Annotated in this window: 11 protein-coding genes; 5 read left to right on the plus strand and 6 right to left on the minus strand. The window is 69.4% G+C overall.

All coding sequences use genetic code 11. The features are described from left to right. Positions 1–5,559 precede the first annotated feature (5,559 nt). Positions 5,560–6,483, plus strand: coding sequence for a ParA family protein (locus tag AC3A46_RS18390; RefSeq protein ID WP_487666523.1), 924 nt, complete (start codon positions 5,560–5,562; stop codon positions 6,481–6,483). Beyond that, complete coding sequence (locus AC3A46_RS18395) at positions 6,483–7,472, plus strand: ParB/RepB/Spo0J family partition protein (protein WP_487666514.1); 990 nt, start codon at positions 6,483–6,485, stop codon at positions 7,470–7,472. The genes AC3A46_RS18390 and AC3A46_RS18395 overlap by 1 nt, the downstream gene beginning before the upstream one ends. Here the strand turns inward: AC3A46_RS18395 and AC3A46_RS18400 are convergent. Beyond that, complete coding sequence (locus tag AC3A46_RS18400; RefSeq protein ID WP_487666515.1) at positions 7,467–8,732, minus strand: RNA polymerase sigma factor; 1,266 nt, start codon at positions 8,730–8,732, stop codon at positions 7,467–7,469. The genes AC3A46_RS18395 and AC3A46_RS18400 overlap by 6 nt on opposite strands. Before the next feature lie 56 nt (positions 8,733–8,788). Here AC3A46_RS18400 and AC3A46_RS18405 point away from each other — a divergent pair, with 56 nt between their 5' ends. After that, on the plus strand, positions 8,789–9,136 hold the full coding sequence (locus tag AC3A46_RS18405) for a tryptophan synthase subunit alpha (protein ID WP_487666516.1): 348 nt from the start codon (positions 8,789–8,791) through the stop codon (positions 9,134–9,136). Between the two features lie 17 nt (positions 9,137–9,153). Here AC3A46_RS18405 and AC3A46_RS18410 read toward each other — a convergent pair whose 3' ends face one another. The 5 genes from AC3A46_RS18410 to AC3A46_RS18430 form a co-directional block, all read right to left on the minus strand. Next, positions 9,154–9,570, minus strand: a complete 417-nt coding sequence (locus AC3A46_RS18410; protein WP_487666517.1) for a YciI family protein — start codon at positions 9,568–9,570, stop codon at positions 9,154–9,156. 216 nt (positions 9,571–9,786) lie between these two features. Beyond that, positions 9,787–10,110, minus strand: coding sequence for a thioredoxin (gene trxA, locus AC3A46_RS18415; protein ID WP_045301944.1), 324 nt, complete (start codon positions 10,108–10,110; stop codon positions 9,787–9,789). Positions 10,111–10,204: 94 nt separating this feature from the next. After that, positions 10,205–11,209, minus strand: coding sequence for a thioredoxin-disulfide reductase (gene trxB, locus AC3A46_RS18420; protein ID WP_487666518.1), 1,005 nt, complete (start codon positions 11,207–11,209; stop codon positions 10,205–10,207). A gap of 137 nt (positions 11,210–11,346) precedes the next feature. Then, complete coding sequence (gene murJ / locus AC3A46_RS18425; protein ID WP_487666519.1) at positions 11,347–12,960, minus strand: murein biosynthesis integral membrane protein MurJ; 1,614 nt, start codon at positions 12,958–12,960, stop codon at positions 11,347–11,349. Next, positions 12,957–15,212, minus strand: coding sequence for a DUF6049 family protein (locus tag AC3A46_RS18430; protein WP_487666520.1), 2,256 nt, complete (start codon positions 15,210–15,212; stop codon positions 12,957–12,959). Before AC3A46_RS18430 ends, murJ begins: the two co-directional genes overlap by 4 nt. 116 nt (positions 15,213–15,328) lie before the next feature. Between AC3A46_RS18430 and AC3A46_RS18435 the strand changes: the two genes are divergently transcribed. Continuing rightward, a complete protein-coding gene (locus tag AC3A46_RS18435) occupies positions 15,329–16,870 on the plus strand; it encodes a DUF7059 domain-containing protein (protein ID WP_487666521.1) in 1,542 nt (513 codons plus the stop codon). Between the two features lie 196 nt (positions 16,871–17,066). After that, positions 17,067–17,698: M10 family metallopeptidase domain-containing protein (locus AC3A46_RS18440; protein WP_487666522.1), on the plus strand; the 632-nt coding region annotated here is incomplete at its 3' end.

The raw sequence follows: 17,698 nt of genomic DNA on the forward strand, positions 1-17,698 counted from the left end.
GTGCGTTGTGTCCTTCTGTGAGTAGCTTTAGCCGGTTCTCACTGACCATCGCACGATGGCTCACCAACGTCTACGACGCCGGCAACCCCACCGGAAACCCCACCACCACAGGGGACGTCACCTCCACCGTGACCTCCGATCGACCCACAACGACTGCGGATATGTGGCGGCCGCAACCAGCTTCGTAGCGAGAGTCCCCATGAATGCGTCGACCCGTTCGGCGTGAGGTGCGCGCCGCGGCCCATGCCCGGCTCGCTGTCTCAGGGCAAACGGCACGTCACCCGACCGAACTGCTCGATCAGCCCCCACATCCCCCAGCAGCAGGTCCTCGGTCCGGGGAGTCGGTAGCCTCCGCCCGCTCGCGAACGTCCGTGCGCCGGCGTGATCACCAGCACCGGCGGCAGCCTCCCGGACCCGTCCTCGAGCGGGATCTTCCGCGACAGAAGCCGCCGATCGCATTGCGCCGCGTCACCGGCCGCCCAGACCAGCGGGTCCGCGGAGTAGATCCGCTGCTGCTCGGTTCGAAACCCCGTTGTCACGGAACGAGCGGATGGAGCCCGTCACCCCACGCGCTCCGCAAGCACCGTCGTCGGCATGCCCGGTATCCCGTGGCGACTGCACCCGCGCCCCGAACGGTGTGAAAGACGTCGGCGCCGCCTTTCGCTCGTTGCTCGGCGGCGCGTTCGAGGCCACCGCCTTGATCACCATCGTCCGCGACATCCCCGAAATGCTCCGCGATCCGCGCCCTCGGCTCACCCTCCGCGGGCAGCCGTCTGATCAGCGATCAATCCGTACCGCGGGAGCAGCCGTCTAGTTTGGATGCGTTGTCGTTCGAGCACGTGTGCCGGGTGTTGGTCAGTGACATCCGTCATCTCCCCCACGGCCTCAGGCCTGATCGCGGGTGGGGTGCGTCCCCGACGCGCTTGCTGGAAACGGCACGAGTTCTCTCGCCGCAAGATCCCGTGCGGCGGGGACGCCCGGGCATCGCGAGATCGCCTTCCGGGGAGGCCTTGGCTACCGGTCAATCGCACACGCCTCGCCGACGTCGTGGGTCACGTTTCACGTGAAACATTCGGAGTCGAGCCCGGATGGTTTGCCAGCCGCTTGGCGTGGGCGCTCTCTGAAGCAAGTTCAGCGCCGACACAAAAGTCGCACGGTCGTCCCACAGTGCAGAGCCGACTGAGTCCAACTGAGACTCGAGTCGTGCGGTGCCGCCGCTCTCTGGCCGTCATCCGCCTCGGTGCAGGGTGAGTGCAGGGGCCGCACAATTGAACCCGCTGGACGCTTCGGATGTCCTCGGATTCCTTTCGGCGAGCCTCCGGTACTCGGCGACTGCATTACCGAACATGTGGTCCACTACGTTTCACGTGAAACGCCCGGCCCAACGCCCGGATGACACAGCTAGCTCTCGGTGGCGATGTGGAGTGAGCGGGCATGGCTGCAGGTCGCGTATGTGTTGGTCCCCAGAGAACCGGTTGGCGTGTCTTCTGATGCACATGAGAGCAGGCGGGGAACGTCGCGCTGTGCGCCGCCACTTCTCCCCCTGAGAAGTTGCTGGCGGCTGAGCGGCGGTCGTCGGTCGACTCACCGTGTCCGCCACCGTGTCATCGGCGAGGTTTCACGTGAAACATGCGACGGCGGACCCTGATCGATGGCTGATCGCTCACTGCAGCCATGGCGGCGGGAGCGAGACGTCGTCTCGGAGTTGGCAGCGCCAGACTCGTCCAGCCGCCCAGATGCATGACGGGGGGCAAACGGAGCGTGGTCGACCTCGTTCGCCAGGGCTGGACGCCGTGCTCCTCGGTGCCAGGAGCGGGCGATGCGCCGTCGCGGTCTGTGCGCCGTCAAAAGTCTCCATCGTGGGCTCGTCGTGCGCCGAGGTCGCTGGGAACGGTCAGCGGGTAGAGGACGGATCACTGTCCCGTTTCACGTGAAACACGTGGCGGGCCGGCTCGATGGCTGTCGGCTCTGGGCGCGGCACTCCGTCACCTGCACGCTCCGCCGCGGTTGCGCGTCGTTCCCCATGCGTGCAGCCGCGTTTTGCAGCGCGGAGTGGGACCCATCGTCGCATCATCGCATCGGTACGCCGTTGCGACGTTCGACGCCATGATCCACCTCGTTGCACGGGCGTGTGAGGTGAAGGGCGCCGTTAGGCGCCGCCGGGCATCGCGCGTATCGGCCGACCCGTGGAGGTGACGGGACGAGTACGAGTCTGGCGGCTGGGGGTGCCGTCGCACGTGCCGCGCAATGGTCGCAAACGCACGGTCTGTTTCACGTGAAACATTTGCAACACGCGGTCTGTTCAGCAGACCGGTTGAAGTCAGCCGCGGAGTAGTGGTGATGCATTCTGGCTCCGTGTCGGCGCTCGTGTACAGCACGACGAGAGACCCGCCCCCAGGCTTGGGCTGGAGAGCCCGACGTTGGTGAGGCGCATCGCCCGCGGAGGTCGGCTCGGCCGATAGCTGATGCGATCCCCCACATCGGCTTCCCGACCGACGGGGAGCGGTCGGGCTTAGCGCGTGGATGAGTCGACCGCGGGTTGCGCCGTCGTTGAGCTGCAGTCTCCTCCGCGCTGTCTGCTTGTCACCATGACCTTGGATTGGACCCCCCGCGCGCGTCTAGATTCGGCGCGGCGAGACCGGACCGTCCTCGCTGAGCCGCACGAACGATCGCGAGATGTCTTTGGATCGGCGCGGTTTGTGGGATCCCCGCCCACACGGTGCCACACGGCGGCATGCCATGTCTCTCAGGTAGCCGCACCCTACCGCCAGAGAATCTCTCGTTCGGTGAGGATCACGTGGGCACGCGTTGATGCTGGGAGGTGCTTTGCGGCCACCGATTCCGGTGAATTCTCGAAGCGTGACTGGCTCAAGCACAGTGGCGCGATGGTGACGACCGTTCGATGTGTGAGTCTCCCCCTCCCCTGGGCAACGGAAGAGCGGCGCACCTCGAGCTGCCTTCCCATGCGTCAATCGACGTCACTCACCACCTGCAGCCGATGCCCCTGGCGAGTGCTGCGCGTATCCGCCGCCCTCGTGCCCGCGCCGCGAGAGTGGCGTGCGTGCAGGTGGCCCTGGCTGCGGCGGACGTGTCTTCGATGGGAAGCAGCAGTCGATGGGGGCGAGATATCCGCCCTACCAGCTCAGGCAGAGGATGCCGTCGCGGCGGCAGTATGGTCGAAGAAGGCTCGCGGCGGGAAGCCCACGGTCGATGATGTGCCGAGCGAGGCCCACCTTGCACAGTTGTGACCGCGGGAGTGATCGCGGGGTCTTCCGTGCTGAGCGAGGCTTTGGCACCTCGCCCCTCGCTGAACTGCCGCGAACAACGTGGACCGGGCGGGTCTCCGCGCCGTTCTCCCGATGCCAATGCCTGCGCACGGTGTCGTAGACGGGTTCATCGCGCGCGCCAGCATGATCTCGAACCACCTTGCGTCCCCTCGTCGATCACACAGGGGTCGACGAACCCTTCGAGGCGGCGATGCCGGGCGTCCACAAAAGGCCGGCGCACGCCGCTCGACGGGCGAGGGGCCGCATTCGTCAACAGCGGTGCACCGCACGCACCGCCGTCGGCGCGGGTCTGTCGCGGAGTTCTCGCAACACGGCATCCTGGCCCTCGCTCACCATCTCCTGATCTGGGACCGTCGGCTCTCGCCAGCGATGTGTGGCGGCGCGCCAGCTCCGGCGCGGGCTCCGTTTCACGTGAAACGGAGCGTTGGCGAGTGCGTCGACCAAGCGACGGCCTTTCCGCAGGTGTCGCGCAGGGGCGCGGCACCGAGGTCAGCGTGCACGCCGGAATCTCCGTGACGAACGACGCTACGGCGACCGGGCCGATCGGGCGGGCGGTGGTGTTGAGAGTCGCGAAGTTCCCGTCTCCGCATGGTTTCACGTGAAACATGCGCAGACTTCTGTCTGGCCCTCAACTGCTCACGGACTGCGACCAGTGATTTCGATAGACCGTGGGGACCATCGGTCTTGTGGCGTGAGGCTCGGACCACTGCACATCACCGGGGTGGCGAGACGAGGTGATCTGGACCCCTACACGCGTTCCGTGTTGCAGCTTCGCTGCCGCGTTCAGATGTGCGCGCTGAGTGCCTGGGAGTCGGAGATCGATTCCTTTGGTGAACCGCAGCCCGAACCCACCGCAACTATCGGCCAGTAACCATTGGCGATCGTCGCGAGTCGACGTCGCGGCACCATGGCCCCACGACCGATAGGTCCTCTCCCCTGAGCCGGGATTGGCGCGCTCGGCCGCGAGTTGTGGGGACCAGCGAACGAAGAGTTGCGACTTCACGCACCCGTGCCATCCGGAGGATGGGACGGGTAGCCATGAACTCCGCTCGAGGCAGGACGCTGACCGCGCGGGTGTCGGTTCCTCATCGGATGGTGCCGAGGCCGAGTCCACGGCGCAATCGACGGCATGTCCGCCGAGTGCTGGACTTCTTCCCGCAACAAGTCGCATGAGCTCCGTCCCGCGGAGTGAGGAGATGTCGCGATCGGTGGTGCAGGCCGGGTTCGCGACCGGGAGGCGGTCCGCAGAGCGCGGCCGTCTGAGAGCGCACGCTCGTCTGGGCCTGAACGGTGCGGAATCTCCAACAACGCCGCAGAGAGTTTCACGTGAAACACGATGTCCAGAGAACCGGCCATCGTAGCTGCGAGCGCCGCCTGAAGTCGTCGCGGAGGTGTGCATCCGCTTCCGCGTCGGTGCACCATCCCGTACCCGCGCCGGCACAGGTTGTTTGAGGCGAATGAAGATCGGGTAGGTCCCCGAGACCGGACTGCAGCTGTACACACCGCCTTCCGATGCCGATGTCACAGGTGAGCTTCAACTCCGTCCGTTTCACGTGAAACGACCGCACGAGGCGCGGCGAGTGCGCCCGCGCCCGCACGTCTTCAGGCCGTATGGGAAACCTCGAGACTGGTCGTCGGCACCGGAACGCGAACAGGTCGACGGGCGTCAGATGAGGGATTTCTCAGTCGTATCCGAGCGGCGGGTTGGCGTGCCCGAACGGCCTGCGCGGGGTTGACTAGGGAGGGTGGGTGATCCACGCGAAACGGTAAGGAACGAATGAATAAGTGGCTCCGGCGGCTGGGGATGGGGGGAAGGCGGGATAGGGTGGAAGACGATGTTGAGCGGCTCGGGCACGGGGGAGAGTTTCACGTGAAACAACCCGACGAGAGCGACGATCAGGCATCCTTCTCGTCCGATGAACCGCCGACCGTCTGGACACCGCAGTCTGCGGAGTCGCCGGATGCGTCCACCCCGGTGGCCAACGACATTGAGATCCACTCGCACAGTGAGAGCGCTGTGTCCGACGGAGCTGCCGTGCCCGAGGAAGCCGCCAGCCCCGGGGAAGACGTTCTTCCCGACGAAGTCCCCGTTCCTGAGGAGCCCGCAAACTCCCCGCAGGACGGCGTGACCGACGAGATCACCCCGCAGGATGACGAGGTCGAGCGCGCAGACTCCGACGGCGATGTCGCATCGTCCGAGTACGCTGACCCCGCACCCGAAGTCATCGCATCCCCCGAGCGCCCCACCGTCCCGCAGGAAGAGGAATCCCCCATCGTCCAGCAAGACGGCGCCGCTCTCGCGCAGGAAGAAGACGACTCCCCCATCGCGCGGGAGCTCGCAGACCTCACCGCACGTCGCAAGGCGCTCGAAGTCGCCGACGTCCAGCTCACCGGACGCACGCGAGTCCTCACCGTCTCGAACCAGAAGGGCGGTGTCGGCAAGACGACGACCACCGTCAACCTGGCCGCCGCCATGGCCGAGCGTGGGGCGAAGGTGCTCGTGATCGACCTCGATCCGCAGGGCAACGCCTCGACGGCGCTGGGAGTGCCGCACACCGCGGATACGCCGAGCGTCTACGACGTGCTCATCGATGAGTTTCCGCTGGCCGACATCATCCAGGTGAGCCCAGAGTCGCCCAACCTGCTGTGCGCGCCGAGCACCATCCACCTGGCGGGCGCGGAGATCGAGCTCGTGTCGCAGGTCGCACGCGAGCATCGACTGCGCGTCGCCGTAGACGACTATCTCGCGAACAATCCGGGCGAGCTCGACTTCATCCTCATCGACTGCCCGCCCTCGCTCGGGCTTCTCACGATCAACGCCTTCACCGCGGCGAGCGAGCTCCTCATCCCCATCCAGTGCGAGTACTACGCGCTCGAGGGGCTGAGTCAGCTGCTCGGCACGGTGCGCATGATCCAGAAGCACCTCAACCCCCGCCTGCAGCTGTCGACCATCATGCTGACGATGTACGACGGGCGCACGAGGCTTGCGCAGCAGGTCGCCGACGAGGTGCGCGCCCACTTCCCGACCGAAGTGCTCGACACGATCATCCCGCGTTCGGTGCGCGTCTCAGAGGCGCCGAGTTTCGGGCAGTCGGTTCTCGCCTACGATGGACAGTCGGCCGGCGCCATCGCGTACCGCGAGGCGGCAGTCGAGATGATCCGGCGCGACAGCGCCTCGAATGAAAGGGGCGCCTGATGGCAGCGAAGCGCACAGGACTCGGCCGCGGAATCGGCGCACTGATCCCGACCAGCGAGCAGGCCGACGAGCGTCCCTCAGACGTCTTCTTCCCTCGCGCCGTCGCGGTGGCTGAAGCGGAGCCGCCCGCCGAGACCGTCGAGCCGGACGGCCAGGACGATCTCGTCGAGGTGCCCGGCGCGCGCCTGGCGCACATCGACCCGCACGACATCGTGCCAAACCCGCGTCAGCCCCGCACGAACTTCGACCCGGAGCACTTCGCGGAGCTCGTGCACAGCGTGCGCGAGTTCGGCGTACTGCAGCCCGTCGTCGTCCGGCTCAACGAGAAGGGCGACTACGAGCTCATCATGGGTGAGCGTCGTACGCGCGCCGCTCGTGAGGCCGGACTCTCCGAGATCCCCGCGATCGTGCGCGACACCGCCGACGAGCACCTGCTCCGCGACGCCCTGCTCGAGAACCTGCACCGCTCCGAGCTGAACCCCCTCGAAGAGGCCTCGGCGTACCAGCAGCTGCTCGAGGACTTCGGCATCACTCAGGAAGAGCTCGCGACCCGCATCGGCCGCTCGCGTCCGCAGATCAGCAACACGATCCGCCTCCTCAAGCTCCCGATGCCGGTGCAGCAGCGGGTCGCCGCAGGAGTGCTCACCGCCGGGCACGCGCGCGCGATCCTGTCGCTCGAAGACCCGACGGCCATGCAGCGTTTCGCCGACAAGATCGTCAACGAGGATCTCTCAGTCCGTGCGGCGGAGGCTGCGGCGAAGCTTCCGGATGCCTCCCCCACCCGTTCCGTCAAGCCGCAGGCCGGTTCACGCCGCGCTCACCTGGACGAAGTTGCCGGACGACTGGGCGATCGCCTCAACACCCGGGTGAAGATCGCACTGACGGCACGAAAAGGCCAGATCAGCATCGACTTCGCGACGATTCAGGACCTCAATCGCATCCTCGCGGAGATCGGTGAGACGGAGTACGGGGCCCTCGAGGCCTCATAGGCGCCCGAGCGCCCGAGCACGCCGGCGCAGCGCTTCCGCCTCAGCGGCATTGCCCGGCAGCTCCGCTGCCGCGAGGAACGCTGCGGCTGCGGCCTCCGTTCGTCCGAGTCGCTCCAGCAGCTCAGCGCGCACGGCGGGGAGAGGGCGAAACCCCGACAGCTCGGGCGCGAGCGCGTCCACCACGGCGAGAGCGGGCTCGGGGCCGCGCGCCATGGAGAGCGCGACCGCCCGGTTGAGGCGGACGACAGCCGACGGCGCGAGCGACACCAGCGCGTCGTAGAGCCGGAGGATCTGCTCCCAGTCCGTCTCGGCGAACGACGGGGCGACCGCGTGGCACTGCGCGATGGCGGCCTGCAGGCCGTAGTAGCCGAGGCCTCGTGTCGATGCATCCGCGCGTCCCATCGCTTCCACGCCGCGGGCGATCGCGGAACGATCCCATCGGCGGCGGTCCTGGTCTTCCAGGGTCACCGGGAGGCCGTCGGCGTCGATGCGCGCGGCGAAGCGCGACGACTGGAACTCCATGAGCGCGATGAGCGACCAGATCTCGGGCTCAGGCGGCATGAGCGCGGCGAGCTGCCGACCCAGCCGCACCGCCTCGCGCGCGACGTCGGGACGGATGAGCCCCTCCCCTTCCGCCGCCGAGTACCCCTCGGTGAAGAGGAGATAGATCACCTGGAGCACGCTCGCCAGCCGCGCCGGCCGTTCGGCACGGTCGGGCACCTCGAACGGCACGCCCTCTGCCGCGAGGGTCCGCTTGGCCCGCACGATGCGCTGCTGCACCGTCGGCACGGTCATCAGCAGCGCCCGCGCGATCTGCTCGGTGGTGAGACCGGCCACCGTGCGCAGTGTGAGGGCGAGGCGCGCCTGTGCCGGGAGCACCGGGTGGCAGGCGACGAAGACGAGACGCAGCACGTCGTCGTCGATGCGGTCGGGGTCGGCGTCGTCGGGCACCGAGTCGATCGCCTCGGCCACGAGAGCCTCCGAGACGAACAGGGGCTCTCGCTGCGACATCCGTTCGCGCCGTCGCCACCCGTCGATCGCGCGGCGCTTGGCGACCGACATGAGCCAGGCTCCCGGATTGTCAGGGATGCCGCTGCCCGGCCACGCGGCGAGGGCTTCGACGAGCGCCTCTTGGGCGAGATCCTCGGCCCACGAGAAGTCGCCGGTGTGCCGCGTCAGCGCCGAGACGATGCGCGCGGACTCGTCGCGCCACACGGCTTCGACCGCACGGCGCGCGTGGGCATCGTCGTGGGAGGTCATGCTGCCAGCGTAGGCGCGTGACCCACGGTGTCGGGATCGGCACGTACCCTGGATTGATGGCGAACGACGAGCAGACCCCGCGGCGACGTGCGAGCCTCGAGCTGCTCCGTGCCGAAGCCGCTGACGAGCTCTCGGTGCTGGTGCATGAGCGCCTCCGTGCCGGCGAGGACCCGTGGGAGTTCATGGACGATCTGCCGTCCGTCGACGAGCTCGTCGTGTATCTGCTCCGCGCCGAGAACATCGCCGCCGACGGCGGGGCGCGCCCGAACGCCAACCGCCACTACCGCGTGCTGAGGCAGATCGCCCTCGACTATCCCCCGCTCACCCGCGCCGTGTGGTCCTTGCTGGGCGACGCGAACACGCACCGCCGGTGGGACCCGACGGTGCGTGCCGAAGCGAGCTGAAGCGCGCAGCTCGCGAGTCACGAGTTGGCGGCACGCCACTCCTTCTCCTTGGCGACCCACTCGTCGTTCTGGTCGAAATCGCCGAGCTCGTTGATGCGACGCACCTCCAGTGCGGTGCCGGGGCCCAGCGGGCACTTGCGTGCCCAGTGCTCGGCCTCCTCGCGGGAGGCGACCTCGAGAATCCAGAAGCCGGTGAAGACTTCGCGTGCTTCGGCGAACGGTCCGTCGGTCAGCGCGGGCGGGACCGAGTCGAAGTCGATGCGGAAGCCCTCGGCGGCGTCGGACAGCCCCTCGGCGCTCAGGAACACCCCGGCCTTCTGCAGCTCCTCGTTGTACGCGCCCATGGCGGCGTACGCCTCCGCCATGTCGAACGCCTCGGGGTCGAATGCCGCAGCAGCCTCGGCACCGACCTGCATGATGAGCATGTAACGCATGGGAATACCTTTCGTCGGGGCGATGATGGCCCGGTTGGAGGCCCGTTCGGCCCCTTCGCCATGTGCGTCGAACCAGCCTCGCGCAGATCGACATCGCGCGCGAAGATTCTCGCGGGAATCTCGGATGCCGGAAACAGCATACTGAGAAAAGCCCTGGTAGGAATACGAAAACCCCGCCGAACGGGTCGGCGGGGTCTTCGAGAGGCGTGAGGGAACTCAGCCGATGTAGGCCGCGAGATCCTGCTCGAGCGCGAACTTCGGCTTGGCGCCGATGATCGTGGTCTCGACCGCGCCCTTGTTGAACACCTTCATCGCGGGGATGGAGGTGATCTGGTACTTCATCGCGAGGTCGGGGTTCTCGTCCACGTTGAGCTTGAGGATCGTGATCTTGTCGGGGTGCTCCGACTGGATCTGGTCGAGGACGGGCGAGACCATGCGACATGGGCCGCACCACTCCGCCCAGAAGTCCACGAGCACCGGACCCTCGGCCTGAAGCACGTCCTGCTCGAACGTGGCGGAAGTCGTCGCCTTGGCGGTCATCTGTGTTTCTCCTTCTCTGGGAAGTCTGTCCACGCTCATTCAACGCGAGAGGGGCGTGGAGTGTTCCCGGGCTTGTGCGGCGCCCGGTCGCGCGTTATGCGGCGTCGACCTTGGCGACCGGCTCGGCGCCGGGGAGTCCGTCGATCTCGGCGGCGTCGCGGGCGGGAGCGCCGGCCTCGCCGAGCGCTGCGAGGAAGTGCTCGACGTCCAGGGCCGCGACGGTGCCGCTGCCCGCGGCGGTGACCGCCTGACGGTAGGTCGGGTCGATCACGTCGCCGGCGGCGAAGACACCGGGCACCGAGGTGCGCGACGAACGGCCATCGACCCAGACGGTCCCCTCGGCGGTGAGGTCGAGCTTGTCGTGCACGAGGTGCGTACGCGGGTCGTTGCCGATCGCGACGAACACGCCGTCCAGCGCGAGCTCACGACGCGAGCCGTCGACGGTGTCCTCGAGCACGACGCCGGTGACCGCCTCGTCGCCGAGGATGTCGACGACCTCGCTGTTCCAGACGAACTCGATCTTGTCGTTCTTGAACGCCCGCTCCTGCATGATCTTCGAGGCGCGCAGCTCGTCACGACGGTGGATGATGTACACCTTCGACGCGAACTTGGTGAGGAAGGTGGCCTCCTCCATCGCGGAGTCTCCGCCGCCGACGACGGCGATCACGCGCTCGCGGAAGAAGAATCCGTCGCAGGTCGCGCAGTACGACACCCCGCGGCCCGACAGGCGGGCTTCACCCTCGATGCCGATCTTGCGCGGAGCGGAACCGGTCGCGAACACCAGCGCGTCGGCCTCGTGAGAGGCGCCGCTGCCGAGGGTGACCTTCTTGACCGGCCCGTCGATGTCGAGCGAGACGACGTCGTCGTACAGCACCTCGGCGCCGAACCGCTCGGCCTGCTCCTGCATCTTCGCCATGAGATCGGGACCCATGATCGCCTCGGGGAACCCGGGGAAGTTCTCGACCTCGGTGGTGTTCATCAGCTCGCCGCCGGCCTCGACCGAACTCGCCACGACGAGCGGGCTCAGGTTGGCCCGTGCGGCGTAGATCGCCGCCGTGTAACCCGCGGGACCTGAACCGATGATGATGACCTGACGCACGTGCGCACCTTTCCTCGTGAAGCCTCGCGGAACGTCCCATGACACGCGCGATGGCTCCGGATGCCTCAACACATGGTAACCGCGTGGCATTCCGTGACCCGTCCCCCGCGCCCCGGCGGGACACATGGGCGGGGGCCTCAGCGTCTGCCGGGCAGGAAGCGGCGCACGAGGCCGGTGGCGACCGCCAGCTCGGGCGCGCGGAAGACGGCCAGGATGCCGAGATACACCGCGATGACCACGGTGCCGATGATGGCGGCGCCCACGGCACCCAGGATCTTGTCGGACACCATCCACCCGTCGACGCCGCCCAGCAGCTCGAACATCAGCCAGCCGACGACACCCGCAGGGATCGCAGCCAGTGCGAACCTTCCGAGCGCCCAGAGCCATGAGCCGACGTGGATGCTTCCCAGCCGCCGATGCAGCAGCCAGGTCGCGACGATCACCTGCACGACGCTGGCGAACGACTGACCCAGAGCGACCGCGGCGACCAGCTGCGCGGAAGGGAGCGCGCCTTCGTGGAAGGCCCACAGCGCACCCCAGGCGGTGAGCACCACGATCGCGCACTGCACGATCGTGAAGAAGAAGGGGGTCCGGGTGTCGTCGTAGGCGTAGAAGCTGCGCTGCACGACGAACAGCACGGCGAGCGGGATGAGGCTCACGAGGTAGCAGAGCAGCACCCCCGCTGCGGCGACCGCTTCGTCGGGGCTGCCGGTGAAGATGCGGGACGCGGGGATGGCGGCGGCAGCGAGCGCGGCTGTGGCGGCGACGACGAACACTCCGAGCGTGCGGATGCTGCGGCCGATGTCGCCCCGCACCTCGCCGTCGCGGCCCGCTGCGGCGTGCTCGCTCAACTGGGTGAAGTACGGGGTGCCGATCGACAGCACGATGATCGAGTACGGGAGCATGAACAGCAGCCACGCGTTCTGCGCCACGAAGACGCCCGGGTCGCCCTTGGGGATCTCCGACATGACCTGCGACTGGACCAGTCCGGCGAGCTGACCCGCCACGACCATGAGGAACGTCCAGCCGGCGAGCTTTCCGATCTGCCCGAGTCCCACGCCCTTCCAGCCGAAGTCGGGGCGGATGTGCAGTCCTGTCTGCCGCCAGAAGAGGAAGAGGATCCCCGTCTGCACCACGATGCCGAGCGTCGCGGTACCTGCGAGCACCGCGATCATCTCGGGCGTCCACGCCGTCGCGGAACCCGTCGGGCCGAAGAGCCAGATGAAGACGAGGAAGCCGGCGATCGACACGATGTTGTTGACGATGGGTGCCCACGTGTAAGGCCCGTACACCCGGCGAGCGTTGAGGGATTCGCCGACGAGCGCGAACAGACCGTAGAAGAAGATCTGCGGCAGACACCAGTAGGCGAAGGCCGTTGCCAGGGCCTGCTGCTGAGGGGGATAGCCGGGGGCGTACAGGGCGACGAGCCACGGAGCCGCGATCGTGGCGAGGACGGCGGTCCCGAGGAGCACGACGGTCCCGAGGGTGAAGAGCTTCGAGACGAAGGCGCGCCCACCATCGTCATGGGCGGCGGCCTTGACGATCTGGGGCACGACGACGGCGCTCAGGAGGCCCGTCGAGATGATCGCGTAGATGTTGTTCGGGAGTTGATTCGCGATCGCGAACGCGTTGCCCCCTGCGGTGGTCGCGCCGATGGCCGACACCAGCACGACGGAGCGGAGGAAGCCGGTGAGGCGCGACACGATCGTGCCCGCTCCGATGAGCGCACTGGCGCGCCCGATCCCGCTCACCGCTCGTCCCCTTCGGTTGCGGCAGGCGCTCCGGTCTCGACCGCACCGGACGCTTCGCCGGCTCCGCCCGCATCGGCCGGAGCCTCCTCCGCAGGACCTGAGGCGGCAGAATCCGTTCCCTTCCGCTTCCGGCGCATGCGCAGCACGGTGCGCGCGATGCCGAACAGGAGGAGGATGCCGACGAGCACGGCGAGGGCGGTGATGCCGACGGCCTCCCAGTCGGCGTAGACGTTGATCTCGACGGATTCGGGCTCGCCGATGGCGACGAAGGCGGGGCTGCGCAGCTGCAGTGTCAGGGTGACGTCGCCGCGGCCCACGCGGGCCTGCACCGGCACCTCGACGCGGGTGTTGCTCTGCGGTGTCGCGACGATCGGCGTCTCGCCCTGCACGTCGAGCCTCAGGTTGTCACGGGTCGCGTACAGCACGAGGTTGACCGGGTACGGCAGGTCGTTGCGCACCCAGAATCGGAGGGCGGCGCTCGACCCGTAGAGGTCGCTCGGGCTGGTGGGGAGGAGGGCGACCGAGTCCAGGGTGCCGGCGGTCGCGGCGCGGTGGTCGGCGAGCTGCGTCGACCAGGTGGCGTCGCCGATCCACGCGACGCCGAGCAGCTGCAGGATGTCGGCGCGCTCGGGTCCGGTCAGCATCGACGGCTGGTCGAGGATCGTGGCGAACCGGGCGAGCTCGCTTTCGTCGGCGACGAGAGCGGATGCCGCGGCCGCGCGCTCGGGCGAAGACTCCACGCCGGTCAGCTCGAGGTCGAACGCCTCCCCCGCCGCGACCGTCGCGATGGTGCGGGGCGTCACGTCGGGGGCGGAGAAGGCCGCGGAGATCGCGGCGCCGAGCTCGACGCGCGAGCGTCCGTCGCCGCGGCCGACGGTGACGAGGAGGGGGCCCTTCGTCTCGGCCGCAGCGAAGGCGAGGTAGGCGGTGGCCGTGGTGAGCGGGGCGCCCCGCAGCCAGGACTCCTCCTGCTGGGATGCGTCATCGAGCGCGGCGGAGACGTCGCTGTCGTAGACGAGCACCTCGCCGGCGCCGACCCGGCCGTGCGCCGAGACGGTGCGGCCGTCGGAGCCGGCATCCGTCGTCGACGACGGGATGAGCGTGACGGGCGCGGTGCCGTCGGCGGTCGCCATGTCGGCGAGGCGGGAGACGATCTGCTCATCCGCCGTGCCGTCGGCGGGCCAGTACACGCCCTGGCGGGTGGCGGGGCCGACGACCAGCAGCTCATCGGTGCTCGGGAGGGCGCTGTCGGGCTGCGGGGTGGGTGCGGTGGTCGGCGCATCCGACGGCGCGGGTGTGGGCGTCGGCGTCGGAGTCGGCGTCGCGAAGTTCGAGGACGACATGTACGCGCTGAACGAGGTGGGCTGCAGCGGCCGCGGGAGGCCCGCCTGCAGCTGCGCGGTGACGTCGGCGTCGCCGAACTGCAGGGCGAAGCGCGAGTTCTGGATGGCCTCGAGGCGCGTGAGCCACTCGAGCGCGGACTCGGGCGCCGAGGTGCCGAGCACCCGGATCGACGCGGGCACGGCGGGGTCGACCGCGAGGATGGCGGCGGTGCCGGTGACCCCGTCGAGCTGGTTGGTGAGATCGCCGTCCGGCGCGGTGAGCTCGGCCAGCTGCTCCGCGGTGAGCAGGCCCTCGCTGAGAGGACCTGCGCTGATCGGCACGACCACGCCGATGCCGACGTCGATGGCCTCGGTGGGCGGCACGATCATCGCGCTCGTCGACGTGACGGTGCCCTCCGCGGCGGGGTACGACGCGGCGAGCGGGTAGACGCCGGGGGCGAGGCCGGCGAGGGCGGGGTCATCGGCTGCGACCGTGATGCCGCGGACCTGGAAGCCGCCGGGCTCGACCGCGGCGATCGAGTCGGTGCCGATCGGCTCCAGCGCGAGCTCGGGCGAGCTGCCGTCGAGCCAGTCGCCCAGGGCGTCGCGGTCGGCGAGCGGCGTGCGTCCGAGGGAGAGGGTGACGGTCGCGGCCGCCAGCTCCGCATCCGTCCCGTTCTGCATCGAGACCGACACGCTCAGCGCATCGCCGGGATTCACGATGCCGTTGGCGACCGGCGACAGGGTGAACACGGTGGTGCCGGCGGGGACAGCGGAGCTCACGCTCGGCGAGGGGATCGGCGTCGGATCCGCCGCGATCGCCGGAGCCGGCAGCAGCAGACCGGCGAGCACGGCTCCGGCCGCCATGGCGGCGGTCACGAGGCGCGGTGCGCGGCGCGGGGCACGCCGCGGGGCTCGCGGTGAAGTCACGATCATCCTGTCGGGGGGTTCGCTCCTGTGCGATGTCCTGACCGCACGATCGAGGAGATTCTACGGTCCGCGCCTCCGAGCCCGCCGGAGGGCGGGCGGCGCGGTTGAATGGAGCCGTGCTCCCCGAACCGGATACCGACCTGTGCCGTGACCTCGCCGCCGACCTGCGCAGCGCCGGGTTCACCGCCGAAGCGCTGCGCGACGCATGGGGCGCCGCGGCCGACGATGCGATCGCGCGCGGCCTCCGATCGCCGGCGTCGCGGGCCCTCGGCGACCGCCGCGACGCCCTCGCCGTGCTGGGCAGGCTTCTGGTGCTCGGGATGCCTCAGGCCGAGGCATCCGTCGATCACGCGCTCGTGCGCGCCGGTGCGGAAGGACTGGCGCGGCTGGGTCTCGCCGAGATCGACGGCGGCGAGGTGCGCCCTCTCGCGGTGGTGCGACCGCAGTCGTACACCGACGATTCAGGACCCGGCCAAGATGAGGCGACGGCGCAGTGGTGGATCGCGAGCGACCTCGACGAGGCGGCGCTCGGCGGGCCGCTGCCCGAGGATCACGTGCTCGGCGTCGGCGGCGCGTCGCTGACGCTCGCCGGGCTGCAGCTGCCGACCCCGGCCGAGCGCGCGCTCGACATCGGGGCGGGCTGCGGCATACAGGCGCTGCGCGCCCGCGCGTACGGCGCACACGTCGTCGCGACCGACATCTCGCCGCGCGCGCTGTCGTTCACGCGGCTGAACGCCCTCCTCAACGGCATCGACGGCATCGAGGTGCGGCTGGGCAGCCTCTTCGAGCCGGTCGCCGGAGAGCAGTACGACCGTGTCGTGTCGAACCCGCCGTTCGTGATCACGCCGCGGGTCGCCGACGTCCCCGCCTACGAGTACCGCGACGGCGGGATGGTCGGCGACGACGTCGTGGCTGCGTTCGTGAAGGGGGTCGGCGCGCACCTGGCGCCCGGCGGGGTCGCGCAGCTGCTCGGCAACTGGGAGACGCGCGACGGCGTGCCCGGCCTCGAGCGTGTGCGCGGATGGGTCGAGTCGTCGCCGGTGCCGCTCGACGCCTGGGTCGTCGAGCGCGAGAGCCTGGACCCGCTGTCGTACGCCGAGCTGTGGGTGCGCGACGGCGGCACGCTGCCCGGCACGCCCGGCTTCGCGAGACTCGTCGACGCATGGCTCGACGACTTCGCGGCCCGCGCGGTGACGGAGGTGGGTTTCGGGTACCTGCTGCTGCGGCGTCCGGCTGACGGGACGCCCACGCTCGCCCGGTATGAGACCCTCCACACGGCCCTCGCGGGTGACGGGCTCGGGGCGCATCTCGCGGCCGCGCTCGACGCCCACGACCGCCTGAGCGGGCTCGACGACGCGGGGCTCGCGGCATCCGTCCTCGTCGTCGCCCCCGACGTCACCGAAGCACGTCATCACCTGCCCGGAGCCGAGGATCCGACCGTCATCGAACTGCGCCAGGGTGGCGGGTTCGGTCGCGCCCTCGGCGTGGATCCGGGGCTCGCCGCGCTCGTCGGCGCGTGCGACGGCGACCTTCCCGTCGGGGTTCTCATCGACGCGATCGCCGACCTGCTCGAGGTCGACGCCGGTGCGCTCCGTGCGGACCTGCTGCCCCGTGCGCGTGAACTCGCCTTCACGGGATTCCTCCGCTTCGCGCCTTGATGCGCCGAAACGAATATGGATGCTGTTGACGACAGTATCTTGACAGGCCGCCCGCGCAGGGCCATCATCCGTCTCGGGTGCTGGTGTGGGCGCCCGCGCCGCGTCGACGCGGCGAATTCGGGATCTGTCTGAGGCCCTGGGGAGGGCTGCGGTGGCGAAATCGCGGGGACCCTTGCGCGCTGAGCGCCAAGCGACGATGTCACGCGCGCGCTCCGCGGCGGTCGCCGCCACCGTCTCGCTCTCGATGGCGATCACCCCGCTCATGGTCCCTCCTGCGGCCGTCGCCGACGAGTTCGCGCTCCGCTCCGCCGCGCCCGTCGGGTCGTCCTCCGCGATCCGCGACCTCACGCCCGCCGACATCGACACGGTGCTTCCGGCGGCCCTGGCGGTGTGGGGCGAGACCGGCCTCGCGGGCGCCGTCGTGCGCGTCGGCGCCGTCAGCGGCGATCGGCTCGCGGTCACGTCCGGACGCACGATCACGATCGACATGGATGCTGCGGGCCGAGGCTGGTTCGTCGACAGCACCCCGTCCACCTCGCACGAGTTCGCGCAGCGCTCCGGCGACGTCGCGCACGCCTCGGGCTCGAGCCCGGCGGCGGGACGCTTCGACCTGCAGACGGTGCTCGCGCACGAGATCGGGCACCTGCTCGGCCGCGCGGACCTCGGCCGCGCCGACGCGATCATGCACGAGAGCCTCGCGCCGGGCGAGCGTCATCTCACCCGCGGCGTCGACGCCGGTGCCCGGGTCAGCGTGCTCCGTGCGCTGGCCGCCGGCGCGGAGCTGCCGCTGACCGCGGCGACGGACGCCGTGACCGGCGACCCCGCGGC

Source organism: Microbacterium sp. Soil_C_42, assembly GCF_057656735.1.

Excerpts from the sequence above, each read along its gene's own strand:
- AC3A46_RS18395 (WP_487666514.1), top strand. The coding sequence starts at position 6,483 with ATGGCAGCGAAGCGCACAGGACTCGGCCGCGGAATCGGCGCACTGATC.
- AC3A46_RS18400 (WP_487666515.1), bottom strand. The coding sequence starts at position 8,732 with ATGACCTCCCACGACGATGCCCACGCGCGCCGTGCGGTCGAAGCCGTG.
- AC3A46_RS18405 (WP_487666516.1), top strand. The coding sequence starts at position 8,789 with ATGGCGAACGACGAGCAGACCCCGCGGCGACGTGCGAGCCTCGAGCTG.
- AC3A46_RS18410 (WP_487666517.1), bottom strand. The coding sequence starts at position 9,570 with ATGCGTTACATGCTCATCATGCAGGTCGGTGCCGAGGCTGCTGCGGCA.
- trxA (WP_045301944.1), bottom strand. The coding sequence starts at position 10,110 with ATGACCGCCAAGGCGACGACTTCCGCCACGTTCGAGCAGGACGTGCTT.